The sequence below is a fragment of the Arthrobacter sp. A5 genome, assembly GCF_051131705.1.
Taxonomy (GTDB): domain Bacteria; phylum Actinomycetota; class Actinomycetes; order Actinomycetales; family Micrococcaceae; genus Arthrobacter_M.
On record NZ_CP180316.1, the window covers coordinates 3,465,640 to 3,480,164 of the forward strand.

Sequence of the window (14,525 nt, forward strand, 5' to 3'; positions counted from 1 at the left end):
ATCAACTACGAAACTGACTCAATAACTCGACGTGCGCGTGAACAAGCTCGTATCGGGTCGTCGCATACCGTCCCTTGGCCCTGGTTCCCGGCGCCCAATTACCGATAGCACCCGCGTCCCGTAAGCCGATGCAGCAGCGCCGCGCTAGTCCCCCGGCGGAGTCTTCAGCGTCCAAGGGTTTTCCCAGGTTCCGGCTTCTCCCCACTTCATGGTTTCCCTTGGGCATCCTTGACCTCGTCGTCGAACCCGGCCGTCATCCTACGCGCGTGCCCATGCTCTGGGTACAAACAGGTGGCCGCCGGCCGCAGGCCCCCCTCAAGGAATCCGTTTTGTTCAGGCAACGCAAGTACGTCACCGCTGCCACAATTCAGGAAGCAGTAAGTCGGCTGGACCGGTCATCTTCGTTCGGTGGGGCGCCAGCAGCCGGGCGGTCCAGCCCCAGATGACCGCGCAGCGTCGAGGCGGTGTAGCGGGTGCGGAAGAGTCCCCGGCGCTGGAGGACGGGGATGACGTCATCGACGAACTCGTCCAGGGAATCGGGCAGCAGCGGGGGCATCAGGTTGAACCCGTCAGCGCCTCCGGAGCGGAACCAGAGCTCCATCTGGTCAGCGATCTGCTCCGGCGTGCCGACCATGGTGCAGTGGCCCCCTCCTGCGGCCAGGCGCCCCAGCAACTGCCGCACGGTGGGACGTTCGGTTTCAATAATGCGCAATATGGTGGCATAACGGCCCTGCGGCCCAGTAAATTCTGCCGCCGGTGGCAGGGACGGCACGGGGGCGTCCAGCTCCCAGCCGGTACAGTCCTGCTGCACGAACGTGCCCAGCTGTGTCAGGGATTCTCCGGTGGGCAGCAGCGCATCCGTCCGGTCCTGTTTGGCCCGGGCTTCGGCCGCGGTGGAGCCCACATACGTCACCAATCCGGGCATGATCGCTACCTTCTGCGGATTACGCCCGGCAGCAGCGATCCGCTGTTTCATATCCGCATAGTAGGCCTGGGCGCTGGGAAGATCGTAGGCCACGGCGTAAATCCCTTCCGCGTACCGGGCGGCAAGATCCCGGCCGGCCCCGGAAGCACCGGCCTGGAACAGCACGGGGCGTCCCTGCGGGCCCCGGGGCACATTCAAGGGCCCCTCCACCCGGAAGTGGTCCCCCTCATGATGCAACGGCCGGACCAGGGCCGGATCGGCATAGAACCCGGCCCTGTCCCGAACCAGCGCATCATCAGCCCAAGAGTCCCACAACCCCAGCGCTACCTCAATGAACTCCGCAGCGCGGCCGTAGCGCTGCGCGTGGCCGGGCATCGCTTCCAGCCCGTGATTGCGGGCTTCAGCATCGAACATCGACGTGACCACGTTCGCCCCGATCCGCCCGGCACTGATGTGATCCAGGGAGGCGAGCATCCGGGCAGCATGAAAAGGGGAATAAAAGGTCGCCGAGACGGTGCTGATAAGCCCGATGTTTTCCGTTGCCCGGGCCATGGCCGCCAGCGCGGTCAACGGTTCCAGAAACCATCTCGGCCCGGCGCCGACGTCACCGGCGGACTGCCCGTCGGCGAAAAACACGGCATCGAACAAGCCGCGTTCGGCGCTTTGTGCGAGCCGCTCATAATAGCCGATCTCTCCGAGCTGCTCCAGCGGCGATCCGCGCCGCCGCCACGCAGCACCGTGGTGGCCGGCTCCCAGCAGGAAAGCGTTCAAATGCAGTTGCCGATTCCCGTTCATCGCCAGGGCGCCTAGTCCATGACCAGTCCGCCGTCGACCACCAGGTTCTGCCCGGTAACCGACCGCGCCCAAGGCGAGGCGAAAAACAAGATGGCATCGGCGAACTCGGCCGGGGTGGTGACCTTACCCAGGGGGGTCGAAGCGGCAATGTAGTCAAAGACCTCCTCCGGGGTTGCGGCGCTGGCATCAGTGGTGCGCAGCAGGCCGCCGGAGACCATGTTCACGGCAATATTGTGCTGCCCCAGATCCTTGGCCATGGTGCGCGTCAAGGACAGCAGGGCGGCCTTGGCCGCGGTGTAGTCGTGGTACGGGACCACCGGGTTCTGGAACAGATTGGTCCCAACGTTGATGATGCGCCCAAACCCGTGGCCGCGCATCCCCTCCAAAGCCTGCTGGGTCGTGGTCAAAGCACCCCGGACACTGCCGGCGAACTGTGCCTCGAACTCCGCCCATGAAATATCCCCGGCACCGGAGCGGGCATCCCCGTTAAACGAGAAATCGGCCAGCGCATTATTGACCACAGTGGTGACGGCGGAACCGAAATGGGACCTGGCCTGCTCCAGCAAAACCGACACCTGACCGGCGTCGGTGACGTCAGCCTGCAGAGCAACAGCGCGCTCGGGGCCATAACCGGCGGCCAGTTCCCCGGCGGCTTCGGCACTGCGGCGGTAATTGATGACCACCCGCGCCCCCCGGCCCGCGAACGCCTGCACAATACTGCTGCCCAGGCCCCGCCCGCCGCCGGTCACAAGAACAATTTGTTCTGCCAGTTCCATCAGTTTCTTCACCTTCGGATAAGGCGAAAGGATGCGATCCGGACGCCAGGACCGTGCGAACCGTTGCAGGACATCCCTTCGCTAGTGTCAACTAGATCAGGTTCAACGGGTGTCATCTCAGCCGGGCCAATAAAGCCGCCCGGCACCCCGTGTCACTGGGAGCGAGTATATACCCATCCCGCGGCCAAACCAGCGCCCGCACCTGGCCGTGCGGCCGCCGTGCCCTGCCCGAACCGCTTCCCAAACGGCTCCCGTCCCGGACACCGCGGCGCGACCACCGGACCTCCCGTACCGCGGGCACCGGTACCCCCGTGGACCGGCCGGCCCTGCAAACCACCAAAACAGACACCTCCAATAACCGCATCAACATACAGGGGTTAGCGGCCCAACAGTGCAAACCTGCCGCCGCCGGCTAGCCTGCGTGCTGATCCGCGTGGGGGTCGGGGATGCCGATGTACTGCGTGTAGAGGTATTCCTGGATTCCTCGCAGACCGCGACATTGCCGTGGGGTAAACGTGGGGTGGCCGTCGATGCAATCAGGCACCATGACAATCACTGCGCGTGCCTCAGCCTGAATTCAGGCCCAGTAACCCCGTAACCGAAGGGACCATGGGCAAGGAATCGCACACTTCGGTAGTCACCGGGGGCGCACCGAAGGCGGCCGGCTTCTCAGGGCGTCCGTAGTCGACAGCACGAGCCTTCAGCTCCTGCTGGGAGCTTGCCTGGACCGCGACGCGCGAAGCATCCGCAGAGCCGTTTCGGTCCATTAACACGCGATTCCCGCACAGATCACTAGCAACGTCTTTTTACCGGGGGCGCGACGGCCGGTCTGAGAGTGGCTTCGTCATCGAGACCTGACTGACACATCACGGTCAAGTCCCGCTGCCCCGACACCCGATCCATCAGGACGGCCTGGTCACTGACCTCGCAGCAGTGCCGCGCTAGATCGCCCGCATGCGGTTGTTCCGCGGGTTGTGTTCGAGCTCTGCAAGACCCAGCGCTTCCAGAAGCGGAGGTAGGTACATGCCGACCCTGCCGCGATATCCCTTTTTGAGCCCATACCAACCACCCACGGGATTCGTAATGGCCCGACCCCAGGACTCCACCGTGCCGTCCTTGGCGGATTTCTGTTCGTCCGCGCTGCCGAGTTCCACCCAGTCGCCACGGTCGCGGAGCATGGCGTGCAGCTCGCCAACAATCCGCAGCTGGTACTTCAACACCGTCTTGCCCACGGTGCAGACCAGCTCTTGCGGGTCGGGACCTTCGTCGCGGTACATCGTGTACTCAGACGTCCCCGGCGGAGTCTTCAGTGTCCACGGGTTTTCCCTGGTGCCGGCTGCTCCCCAATTAACCGTTGCCATGGGCATCCTTGTCCTCGTCGTCGAACCCTGCCGTCATCCTACGCGAGTGCCCATGTTCTGGGTACGAACTGGAGGCCGCCGGCCGCAGGCCCCCGTCAAGGAGTCCCTTTCTTTCAGGCAAGTACGCTGAAGCCTGTGGACACGTTTCATCTGCCGTTGCCCGTGGTCAGGGAAGCTATCTCGGACAGTGAGCGGCGCAGCTCCCGGTAGCGTTCGGCCCCTAGCGCCTCGGACCAGCGCCGCTCGGTTTCGGCGATGATGTGTCGCGAAAGGTCCACGGCGGCGCTTCCTGCCGCCGTCAATGTCACTACCTTGGCTCGCTTGTCGGCAGGATCTGGAGCGATGCCAACATAACCTCCCCGTTCCAGATACTTCATGAATTGGCCGATTCCGGCTTTGGTGATGGCGGCGCGCTCGGCCAACTCGGTCAGCCGGATCCCATCCTTGGGAATTAGCGACATCACCCGGTAGTGCGAGGCCCTGAGGCCCGGGATGAACCCTGCCTTGATGGCTGATCTCATGCTCCCAAAGGCGCCGGCCAGAAGGTCTGCAATGTGTGGCAGGGATTCTCGAGCTGTGGAAGCATTGACATGAGTCATAAAGCAACTTTACTATTTATTCGGTAAACCTAGTTTACTAATATGGTCCGGCTTTCGAGCCGGGGCTTGCGGCTCCCATTGAAAGGGCGCATCAGGCAGATGCCCATACTCGAGAACATGGATGCCTTGGGTACCGCCTCGATGGAGGCTGGAAAGCTGGCCGCCCTGGCTGCTGCGGCTCTCCGGTAATCGGCCGTCGAGCTCCTGTCAGCCAGGGCTACGGAGATCTCGTTTCCGATGTTCAACATGACCACGGGCGGCCTTTGGCGGGTCGAAGGGACGGTGCGTACCGCCTCCGGTGCTGTCAATGGCCCCGATTCGGCGGCCTCAGGCTTCAGTATGGTTGTCAAGCTCGTCCAGTCCCCGCTTCTATGGAGCGGCATGGAGCAGGTTCCCCTCCACTTCCGGGAATAGCTGGCGCACCATTACCGGTGGCGCACGGAGGCCGAAGTCTATGCCTCCGAACGGGCAGCAGCGATGTAAAAGAATCTCGGCCCGGCCATATCCGCGGCAAGGGACGCCGCCAGATTGGGGTTCTACCTGGACGGGGCCACTATGATTTTCATGTCTGGCATTCGTGGCGAAGATCTGTGGCGGGTCCCGGTCGTGGCCCAATCCGCGGATCGGCGCCTGATCGCCGGCCTTCGCTCCTTGGCCGACCGGTCCTATGAACTGGCCGACGAGATGCCCGCCCTTCCGGTTCTGCCTGCCCACGGCGCCGCCAGTCCGCAAAATCTCCTGGTCGAAAGCACCGGACATGTCCGGGGCGGATCCACCAACTTCGCGCTCATCGGCTGGGGGCTGTACGGGGGAGCCTGTGCCGCCTTCGATCTGGGCCAACTGCTGGCTGGCTGGCTGGGTCAACCAGGGAACTCTGGCCGGGGCGAGCTCTACCGCCTGGAGCCCCTATGCTTCCAGGCGTACTGCGAGGGCCTGGCCATCTCTGGCGCCGACATCCCGGAAGAGATAGTGCGACGCGGGCACGCGGCGTCCATGGCCCTTTTCACGGGGTTGTAGGCCGTCGCCACCCAGCGCCTGGCGGAGCCTGACTCAGAGGAACTGCGCACGTTCGTGTCCGGTCGCGTGGAGATGGCCCGCTTCGTCCTCGACCTGCTCGGCTCAACAGAGTGACTTCCGCCTGGATGCTCCAGCACCCCCGAAAGGCAACACAGTGAACCGCAGGACCCGATCCAGGTGCTTACCGTTGCCCTGGTTCGTGTCTCCAGCACGACGTTCAGCTGCCAGGCCGTGGGCGCCCAGGCGTTCACCCTGACCGCCGCAACGGCTCCTTTCGTCGGACACTACGCGGACACCTTCGGCGTCGTCGGCGCCGTCGGACGCATCGAACAGGTTGGAGTGACGATACCGTGAGCACAACATTGAACGTCACTGCAGGAATTTGGACGCTGGCCGCACCGGAGAGTACGGCAGCGTTCATTGCCCCCCATCTGTGGACCAGCGTCCGGGGTGCCGTGCCCTTCCGGTCTGCCGTTGCCCAGATCGGGCACGACGGCGACCTTATCACCGCTACGGCCGACCTTGATGTAAGCGCCCTGGCCACCGGCAATGCCCGTCGCGACCGGGACCTGGCCAAACCCATCTGCTGGATACCGGTAACCACCCCGTCCTGACTGTCACAGTCACTGCAAGCACTCGAACGCTGACGGCTGGAATGCTCTGGCAACCGTCACGGTGCGCGGGGCCGAATGCCACGCCGAGCTGAATGCGACAATCATCAACTGCTCCAAAGATGGAGGGATACGCGTTGCCATCGTGGGTAGCTTCGACAGGTCACCGGCCGGAATGAAAGTGCCCGGCTTCATTATCGGGAGGCGGATCGGGCTCGAGGTGGAGGCGCAGTTCCGGCGCGACGAACAAAGCCGGTAGCGGGCTCGGACGGAACGCTGGGCCCGGGATATGGACATCGGCGGCCAGCGTGTCCGTTTCGCCCCGGACCACCCGCGCTCCAATCACAGCCTGTGTCGGGGTGTTTGACGCCGCATAGACGGAAAGCCGGGAAAGAAAGCTACTCTCGTGCCGGCATACCCGGCCCAGCACCCGCAGCCAATCCTCCAATTACACGACCGTTGGAGCCGAACCTGGCGTATGAAGGGTAGCGCAGGTGGGCCCTGTTGAGCCGCCTGGCGAGGCAAAGACCGTGCGTACGAGATCGGGCCGGTGGACATCGAAGAGCCTCGGGACACGAGTCCAGGCGTCGACCCGCAGATCGTCAGGAATCCGCGGCGAAAGCTCTCTGCCGTCGACAAGTTCGTATCGCCCTGAGCCCGCCACGCCCCCTGCCGGCAAAATCGCCGACCACTTCGGTGCGGTGTCACGGTCGTCGGCGGGGTCTTTTGCGGCGCTTTTCAGAGCGGACAAAACCGCGGTTTGGTATCGGCCCGCCGCCGAATGCACTCACAGTCCACGCACAGCCAAGTGATGGTGGTCCGACAGGGTCCGGTTCGACGATAGAAACAACTTCGAACCCGTCGGAGCCGAATCCAGGGAGCACAACCTTGAACAAGGTCCAGAAAATCGCGGCAGGCGCCACTCTGATCGGCGCTCTCGTGGGCGGCGGCGCCCTCACCGCCATGGCACTGCCCGCCAGCGCCGCCACAGCCACAGCCACAGCCACAGCGAGCCCCCCATGATCCGCCACGGACGGCAGGGCGGGGAACGAAATGGCCCTTACTGGTGATACAGCCACGAAGGTCAAGGACGCGGTCCTGGCGGCCAGCGCCGGCGCCACCGTCGACAGGACGACCACCGAGGACGACGGCAGCGCCGCCTACGAAGCCCACATCACCAAGGTGGACGGCACCCACGCCACGGTCAAACTCGACACCAACTTCGCGATCACCTCCACCGAGGTCGGCGGTGGCGGCCGCCACCACGGCAACGAAACCGATCTAACCGGCGACACGGCAACGAAAGTCGAGGCCGCCGTACTGGCTGCCAACGCCGGCGCCACTGTCGAGAACACGACCACCGAGGACGACGGCAGCGCCGCCTACGAGGCCCACATCACCAAGGCCGACGGCACCCACGCCATCGTAAAACTCGACACCAACTTCGCCATCACCGCCACTGAAACCGGTCAAGGCCACGGCAACTAGCCCAACCACTACACCTCGGGGTGGACGCAGCTATGCTGCGTCCACCCCTTTTTAGACTTGCACGGCGGCCCGGTCTACCCGCCTGACCCGATTGTCCTGGAAAGTGCCCGAAAGTGGATTTTGGTTCGGCATCCCGTTCCGAGTGACAGCCATGGCCGTGCATCGGTCATTCAATCACAGGGCCCTCGCCCAATGAGCCAGCGCCGCCCCTGAACCCTGGAGCTGGCTTTTCTGGTGGTCCGTTATGCTCAACTCATGGGGCCCGATCGTTACCTTGCCGAGCTGGCCAGCGACCTCGACCGTCTCAGCGCTCTTGCGCGCCAGACGGACGAAATACTGACCCGTTCTGTTCCTGGCTGTCCGGGCTGGACCCTCGACGAGCTTTTCGGGCACCTCGGTGCAATCGAACGGTGGGCAGCTCAAGTGGTTCTGGAGGGGAACTTCGTCGAGGAACCGGCCCCGCCGGCCAGGGGCCCGGCAGCATGGTTCCTCGAAGGGGCGGACACCTTCCTCAAGGCAATGGCGGCCCTCGATCCCGAGACACCGTGCTGGAACTTTGGCCCACCCCCGCGGAAGGCCGGATTCTGGCTTCGGCGGCAGGCACACGAACACGCCATCCACATCGTCGACGCCTGCCAAGCGTCAGATCTGGAGGCCCCCGCTCTCGGGGAGGACTTCATGCTCGACGGAATCGACGAAGTCCTGGCAATGTTCACCCCACGCCAGCTCCGGCTGAAGCGCATGCCACACTCGGAAGAAGCCGTGGCCTTCCACGTACCCGGGGCCCCCGGCTGGACACTGGGCCAAGGGCCCGCTACGGCATCGATTACCGCCCCAGTGCACGATATGTACCTCGGCCTCTGGGGCCGTTCCAACCTCGCGGAAACCGCAATCATCGAAGGTGACGCTGACCTCGCGCTCCGAGTCCTGCAAGGCCCATTCACGCCCTGAACCAGGCCCATTGGGGATTAGTTCGTGAAAAAGGACTCTCATGAAGGCAGAGCCTCGGATAGTTGGTCCCAACCCTGGCTCTGGAGATCCACATTCCGTCACGTGGCCTGGCGATGATGACGGGAGGAACAGCGTATGAGACTTCCCCGCGGTTGTACGTTCTACCACTTCAATAAACTCGTTTCATGAGTGAGACTGCCGCTAACTCGGTGACCCTTCGTTTCCTTGCAGCCCCCACCGACGTCGGGCACAGCGGCTCGGTGGATGCCGGCACGGTGCTGGAGTGGGTGGACAAGGCAGCCTACGCCGCCGCCGTCGGCTGGTCCAAGTCTTACGGTGTGACCGCCTATGTGGGTAACGTCCACTTTGCCGACCCCGTCAACAATGGCGACATGGTGGAAGTGGACGCAACTATCGTCTACACCGGACGGTCATCGATGCACATCCGCACCGTGGTGTCCTCGGGCGACCCAAGAGGCGGGACACCCACGATGCGCAGTCAGTGCATCGTGATATTCGTGGCCGTCGGCGAGGACGGCAAACCCATCCCGGTAACACGCTTTGAGCCCGCCACGCCGGAGGAGATTGAACACTACGATGATGCTCTGGCCAGGATCAAAGTCCGGGAAGAGATCGTGGCGGCCATGAAGGCCCAGAACTATACCGATGCGGGAACGGCCGAGCGCGTGGTCCTGAGATTCATGGCCGCCCCCACGGACGTTAATTGGGGCGGCAAGGTTCACGGCGGGATGGTGATGAAATGGATCGACGAAGCCGCCTACGTGTGCGCATCACGTTACTGCGGAAATGACACCGTGGCGGTGTTCTCCGGAGGTGTACGCTTCTACCGGCCGCTGCTGATCGGCCACGTGGTGGAAGTGGAGGCCCGGCTGGTCTACACGGGAACGAAGGGCATGCACATCGCAGTCCACGTCCGTTCGGGAGATCCCAAGGGACGTCAGATGAGGCTGACCACCTACTGCCTGACCGTGATGGTGGCACGAGACGACTCCGGCAACTCGGTGCCGGTTCACCCTTGGGTTCCCGTTTCCGATGAGGACAAGCGTTTGCACGCCCATGCCCGGGATCTGCTCAAAATCCGCGGCCGGGCGCCAGGAAACAGGCTCCCCAACCACCTGTTGCGGGCTGAAAATACGACGACGCCAGGCTAGACAGTTGAGTCCGTTGCGTTTCGACGGCCGCCTCACCACCGCGCTCTGCCTCCCCCGCGCCCGCCGGCGGACGTGCACCGCGCTCAAAGCCGGACTGTCCGTGCGCAACGCGACCCGCCGCCGTCGTCCGCTCGGCAAGGAACCGCACTTCTCACCGGGCAAAGCAGGCTCGTCCGTTTACCGCTTAGCGTGTTCGAACAGTGGGGAGAGCAGGCGCGTCGTCAAGGTATCCGACCCGGACGAGGAAAATCTCCGGCAGTTCGGGCCCAGTTGGCCCATCGTTTCCACCCACCGCGCGGCAGCCGGACCAGCGTCCCTGGACCCGCCACGGCATCCCCCTCGGCGAACCAGTAGTGCAGCTTACCTTCCAGGACGTGAACGACGGCGTCTTCGCGGGTCTGGCGAAGATTTCCTCGGTGAGTATCCGGGCCCCTTCGACGACGCCGGTGAGGATGGTGGGCCGGTAGAAGTACCCGGGGCCCTCGACGGCGCCGCCGCCGGTCACTGCGGCCGCACCTTCTGCGACCGCGTGCGTGACGAGCTGGTGGACCTTCTCCCGGCTCTTGGCGTCGATCAATGGCCCATTGTCGAATGTTTTTCCGTGCCGCGGGCCGGGGTAATCTCGGACATCTGGGCGGCGAATTTTTCCGTGAATTCGTTCGCGACGGTTTCGTGGATGATGAAGCGGTTGGCCGCGGTACAGGCCTCGCCCATGTTGCGCATCTTGGCGATCATGGCCCCCGCGACGGCGGCGTCGATGTCGGCGTCTTCAAAGACCACGAAGGGGGCGTTACCACCCAGCTCCATGGAGGTGCGCAGCACCGGTCTTGGAGGCATTCGCCAGCAACCCCCGCCCAACCTCGGTGGAGCCGGTGAAGGAGATCTTGCGCAGGCGGGGTCCGTGACAAGCGGGCCGGTGCTGGCGCCGGCGGTGGAGGTGGGGATGACGTTCAGCACTCCGGCCGGCAGCCCGGCTTCCTGCATGAGTGCAGCGAACAGCTGGGAGGTCAGCGGGGTCAGGTTCGCTGGCTTCAGAACCATGGTGCACCCGGCAGCAACCGCCGGGGCAATCTTGCGGGTCGCCATCGCCAGAGGGAAGTTCCAGGGCGTGACCAGCAGACACGGGCCAACAGGCTTCTTGGTGACCAACAGCCTGGACGTGCCTTCGGGGGCGATGGAATAACGCCCGAATGTCCTTACTGCTTCCTCAGAGAACCAGCGCAGGAACTCCGCCGCATAGGTGACTTCGCTGCGGGCCTGCGCCAGCGGCTTGCCCATTTCCAGGGTCATGAGCAGGGCAAAGTCCCCGGCCCGTTGCGTGACGAGTTCAAACGCCCGGCGCAGGATCTCCCCGCGCTGCCGCGGCGGGACCTGCGCCCAGGACTCCCGGGCGGCCGCTGCCGCGTCCAGGGCTGCCAAGGCGTCCTCGGGACCGGCATCGGCAACGGCCATCAGCACCTCTCCCGTGGCGGGATCCTCCACGTCAAAGGTTATCCCGGAAGTCGCCGGCCGCCACCTGCCATCAATCAGCAGGCCGGCCGGAACCGTGGACAGCAGCCGGGTTTCTTCCTCAGGTGAAACAGACATTCAATTCTTCCAATCTTTGAGTGCAAGTGGTCCCGGACCGCATGGTGTCGTGGCAGAGGGTGATGGTGGCTGGCGGCTCCTGGCTAGTAGGCCTTCACGCACTGTTCGACGACGAGGTGGATGAGGGCGAACACCTTGTCCTCATCGATCGCCTTCAGCGCCGCGGCGAGGGCGGCGGGGATGTCCCGGTCCGTCTCGACCTTGATTCCGAAGCCGCCACGCCTGGGACATCACGGCAAAATCCGGGTTTTTCAGCTGGGTACCGGAGATCCTGGCCGGGTAGTGCCGTTCCTGATGAGTGCGGATCGTGGCGTATTCCTGGTTGTCCATGACGACCACCAACGGCGTGGCACCGTATTGGGCGGCGGTGGCCAGTTCCTGGCCGTTCATGAGGAATTCGCCGTCCCCGGCGATGGTCACCACGCGCCGGCCGGGGTGGGCCAGGGACGCGGCGACGGCGGCCGGGACCGAGTAGCCCATGGATCCGTTCCGTGCGCTGAGCATGGAGGCGTAGCCCCGGGTGGGAAAGTAGCGGTGGGCCCAGTCGGTGTGCTCACCGGCACCAAAAGTGACCACTGCATCCGACGGAAGCGTTGGCACCAGGTTCGCCATCAGGGTGTCCATCCGCGCCGCCCCGGCCCCCGGGACGGCGTCGGGAAGCGCGGCGAATTGTTCCTGTTGCGCACGCATCCTTGCCGTCCAGGCCTTCCATTCGTCACTCACTGGAAGCTCAATCCTCTCCAGGTCCCGGACAAAGGCGTCCGGTTTGGCAACGATCTGGCGCGACACCCCCCCCGGAGCGTCCGCGCAGGGACGGATCCATACTGACAATGAAGTTCTTCTTGGTCCAGTCCTAGCGGCACAAAAAGCCGTCAGTGATGACGTCGCCGGGCACTGTGCCGACGAAGACCAGCAGGTCGGTCTCCTCCAGCAGGTCATGGGTGGGCCGGGGCCGGCCGTACCCGATCGGGCCCACATAGGACGGAGAATCGAAGGGGACGGTCCCTTCGGTGCGCCACTCGGCCGCGGCAGGGATGTGATGACGCTCCAGCCACCGGGTCAGCCGGTCGGCCCCGTCCTGGGTCCAGTCATTGCCGCCCGTAACGAACAGCGGCCTGCTTGAGGCGGCCAAGGCGTTGGCCAAGGCGTCGGAGTCCTCCCCGGTCATGCCACCTCCAACGACGGGGATGGGCGGGTGCAGGGACGGGTTGACGTGTTCCCGGATGATGTCCTCGGGCAGGCCGACGACGACGGGGCCGGGACGGCCGTTCATGGCCGCGAACATGGCCTCGGCAACGATTTCCGAGGCACGTTCGGCATGGTCAAGGACCATGACGCGCTTGGCTCCGGTATCGAACCAGGCCTTGCTGTCGAATTCCCGGAATGCCTCCCGGTCGCGGTGGTCAAAGGGAATCAGCCCGACGAAGAGGCCCATGGGTGTTGAATCCTGCCAGGCGGTGTGCAGCCCAACGTGGGCGTTCGCCGCCCCTGGCCCCCGGGTCACCATCGCAATGCCCGGAAGCTGGTTCATCTTCCCGTCGGCCTCAGCCATGTAGCTCGCACCGCCCTCATGCCGGCAGACGATGGTTTCAATCGGCGAGCCGTGCACAGCCGTGCAGGACCTCGCGGTAGCTTTCCCCCGGGACCACGTGGACGCGCCGGACGCCGTGGGCCACGAGCGAGTCGACTATGACGTGCCCTGCCGACGGCGCCGCGGGTGCAGGGACGTCAGCGGAAGATATGTCGCAGGCAGTCCCGTTCTGCGTCTTCGTGTCTATCCCGCGGCGTGGACGGCGACGTTCAGTAACGTCATGGTGTTTCCTTGTCTATGGATTATCGGCTGTCGCGGATGCATTCCGGAGTTCTCAGGCGTGGAGTGAGGCGGCGTCTTCGAGGTTTTTGCCTTTGGTTTCCGGTGCCATGAAGTAACTGGCTCCGGCTCCGACCAGGGCAATGCCGGCGGCGATCCACATGGTGCCCGAGAGCCCCAGGTGGGTCAGTGCCAAGGGGGTGGCGAAGGTTCCGATGGCGGCGCCGATGCGGCTGGTTCCGGTGCACAGGCCCACGGCGGTGGCCCGGACCTTGGTCGGGAACAGCTCGTTTGGATAGATCCATTCCAGGATTGAGGGCCCGCCGTTGAAGATGGCGTAAAAGGCGAAGGCGAGAGCGATCAGTCCCAGCGGGGCGGTGGGGAAGAGTGCCAGGAACAGCAGGCCGACGCCGGAGAGGATGAACCCCCAGATCAGGACGGGGCGGCGGCCAAGCTTGTCCACGACGAGCAGGGCGACAATGTTGCCTACAAGGAAGAATAGGTTGATCAGTCCGTAGCCGATGTTTGCTGCGTCTCCGGACTCGAGGTGGAACAGGGCCAGGATCTGCGGTCCAAAGGCGTAGATCGAGAACAGGGTCACGATGGTGCAGGTCCAGAAGATGGAGATGAAGATGACACGGTTCAGGTAGCCGCCGGTGAGCACCATCTTGAAGGCCTTGCCGGTGCTGAGCTTGACGGCATTGGGGTCATGGGCTGTGATCCCGTCCAGGGTCGCCCCCTCACCGATGGTCTTCTTCAAGATGGCCAGGGCCTCGTCGTGGCGGCCCTTGCCGACCAGCCAGTGCGGGGATTCCGGGATCGTGGCCCGGGCAATGAGGATCAAGACGGCCGGGACCGCCGAGGACAGGAGCATCCACCGCCAGCCGTCTTCCAGGGACAGCAGCCAGTAGCCGACAAAGGCGGCCACGGTTGCCCCGACGAACCACATGGCGTTTAGGCCGCCGAGCAGCCGTGCCCGCCAGTTCGCGGGCACGAATTCGGCTACGAGTGCGGTGGCGATGGGGTAGTCCGCCCCAACCGCTATGCCGATGAGCAGGCGCAGCGTAAACAACTGCCAGGGCTCATTGACCCAGAACTGTGCGACGGAAAACACGATGATCGCGACCAGGTCGATCGTGTACATGAGTTTGCGCCCGATTTTGTCGGTGATGTTGCCGAAGACCAGGCCACCGATGAAGACGCCGACCAGGGCGGAGGCGCCGATGAGCCCGTTCCACCACTCGTTCATCTGCCATTGGGGAATGACCTGGACCAAGGCGATGCCGATGATGGCCAGGATATAGCCGTCCAGGAACGGCCCACCCGAGCTGAACAGCGTCAGGCGCTTGTGGAACGAGTTCAGCGGTGCTGAATCAATGGTTAGTTGGGAGGTGGGTGCTGGAACAGGTGCGTGGAGCATGGTGGTTCCGATC

At 64.3% G+C, this 14,525-nt stretch carries 12 protein-coding genes, 2 pseudogenes and 1 riboswitch; of the genes and pseudogenes, 7 read left to right on the forward strand and 7 right to left on the reverse strand.

Features of this window, described 5'->3' with window-relative positions; genetic code table 11:
* Window positions 1–367: 367 nt before the first annotated feature.
* The 4 genes from ACLLJI_RS16370 to ACLLJI_RS16385 all read right to left on the reverse strand — a co-directional run bounded on the left by ACLLJI_RS16370 (window position 368) and on the right by ACLLJI_RS16385 (window position 4,378).
* Window positions 368–1,720 (reverse strand): LLM class flavin-dependent oxidoreductase, encoded by a 1,353-nt coding sequence (locus ACLLJI_RS16370; RefSeq protein WP_434614437.1) that lies wholly within the window; start codon window positions 1,718–1,720, stop codon window positions 368–370.
* An 11-nt stretch (window positions 1,721–1,731) separates the two neighbouring features.
* A complete protein-coding gene (locus ACLLJI_RS16375) occupies window positions 1,732–2,496 on the reverse strand; it encodes a 3-oxoacyl-ACP reductase (protein ID WP_434614440.1) in 765 nt (254 codons plus the stop codon).
* Window positions 2,497–2,552: 56 nt separating this feature from the next.
* Window positions 2,553–2,656, reverse strand: a riboswitch (TPP riboswitch).
* A 781-nt stretch (window positions 2,657–3,437) separates the two neighbouring features.
* On the reverse strand, window positions 3,438–3,857 hold the full coding sequence (locus ACLLJI_RS16380; RefSeq protein WP_283562412.1) for a DUF6855 family protein: 420 nt from the start codon (window positions 3,855–3,857) through the stop codon (window positions 3,438–3,440).
* Between the two features lie 146 nt (window positions 3,858–4,003).
* Window positions 4,004–4,378: a MarR family winged helix-turn-helix transcriptional regulator gene (locus tag ACLLJI_RS16385; protein WP_434614443.1), complete on the reverse strand. Its 375-nt coding sequence runs from the start codon at window positions 4,376–4,378 to the stop codon at window positions 4,004–4,006.
* Between the two features lie 642 nt (window positions 4,379–5,020).
* On the opposite strand from ACLLJI_RS16385, the gene ACLLJI_RS16390 reads away from it, so the two are divergent.
* The 7 genes from ACLLJI_RS16390 to ACLLJI_RS16420 all read left to right on the forward strand — a co-directional run bounded on the left by ACLLJI_RS16390 (window position 5,021) and on the right by ACLLJI_RS16420 (window position 9,695).
* A complete protein-coding gene (locus ACLLJI_RS16390; protein ID WP_434614446.1) occupies window positions 5,021–5,473 on the forward strand; it encodes a hypothetical protein in 453 nt (150 codons plus the stop codon).
* A 177-nt stretch (window positions 5,474–5,650) separates the two neighbouring features.
* Window positions 5,651–5,827 carry a hypothetical protein gene (locus ACLLJI_RS16395; protein ID WP_434614448.1) on the forward strand — a complete coding sequence of 59 codons (177 nt, stop codon included), beginning with the start codon at window positions 5,651–5,653 and terminating at the stop codon, window positions 5,825–5,827.
* Window positions 5,824–6,087, forward strand: coding sequence for a hypothetical protein (locus ACLLJI_RS16400; RefSeq protein WP_434614451.1), 264 nt, complete (start codon window positions 5,824–5,826; stop codon window positions 6,085–6,087). The genes ACLLJI_RS16395 and ACLLJI_RS16400 overlap by 4 nt, the downstream gene beginning before the upstream one ends.
* An 885-nt stretch (window positions 6,088–6,972) precedes the next feature.
* On the forward strand, window positions 6,973–7,107 hold the full coding sequence (locus ACLLJI_RS16405) for a hypothetical protein (RefSeq protein ID WP_434614454.1): 135 nt from the start codon (window positions 6,973–6,975) through the stop codon (window positions 7,105–7,107).
* A gap of 30 nt (window positions 7,108–7,137) precedes the next feature.
* Window positions 7,138–7,572, forward strand: a complete 435-nt coding sequence (locus ACLLJI_RS16410; protein ID WP_434614457.1) for a hypothetical protein — start codon at window positions 7,138–7,140, stop codon at window positions 7,570–7,572.
* A gap of 255 nt (window positions 7,573–7,827) precedes the next feature.
* Window positions 7,828–8,523: a maleylpyruvate isomerase family mycothiol-dependent enzyme gene (locus tag ACLLJI_RS16415; protein WP_434614460.1), complete on the forward strand. Its 696-nt coding sequence runs from the start codon at window positions 7,828–7,830 to the stop codon at window positions 8,521–8,523.
* Between the two features lie 185 nt (window positions 8,524–8,708).
* Window positions 8,709–9,695: an acyl-CoA thioesterase gene (locus ACLLJI_RS16420; RefSeq protein ID WP_434614463.1), complete on the forward strand. Its 987-nt coding sequence runs from the start codon at window positions 8,709–8,711 to the stop codon at window positions 9,693–9,695.
* A 184-nt stretch (window positions 9,696–9,879) separates the two neighbouring features.
* Here the strand turns inward: ACLLJI_RS16420 and ACLLJI_RS16425 are convergent.
* The 3 genes and pseudogenes from ACLLJI_RS16425 to ACLLJI_RS16435 form a co-directional block, all read right to left on the reverse strand.
* A pseudogene (locus ACLLJI_RS16425) lies at window positions 9,880–11,282 on the reverse strand (aldehyde dehydrogenase family protein).
* An 83-nt stretch (window positions 11,283–11,365) separates the two neighbouring features.
* A pseudogene (locus tag ACLLJI_RS16430) lies at window positions 11,366–13,024 on the reverse strand (thiamine pyrophosphate-dependent enzyme).
* A 123-nt stretch (window positions 13,025–13,147) separates the two neighbouring features.
* Complete coding sequence (locus ACLLJI_RS16435) at window positions 13,148–14,512, reverse strand: MFS transporter (RefSeq protein WP_283562298.1); 1,365 nt, start codon at window positions 14,510–14,512, stop codon at window positions 13,148–13,150.
* Window positions 14,513–14,525 lie beyond the last annotated feature (13 nt).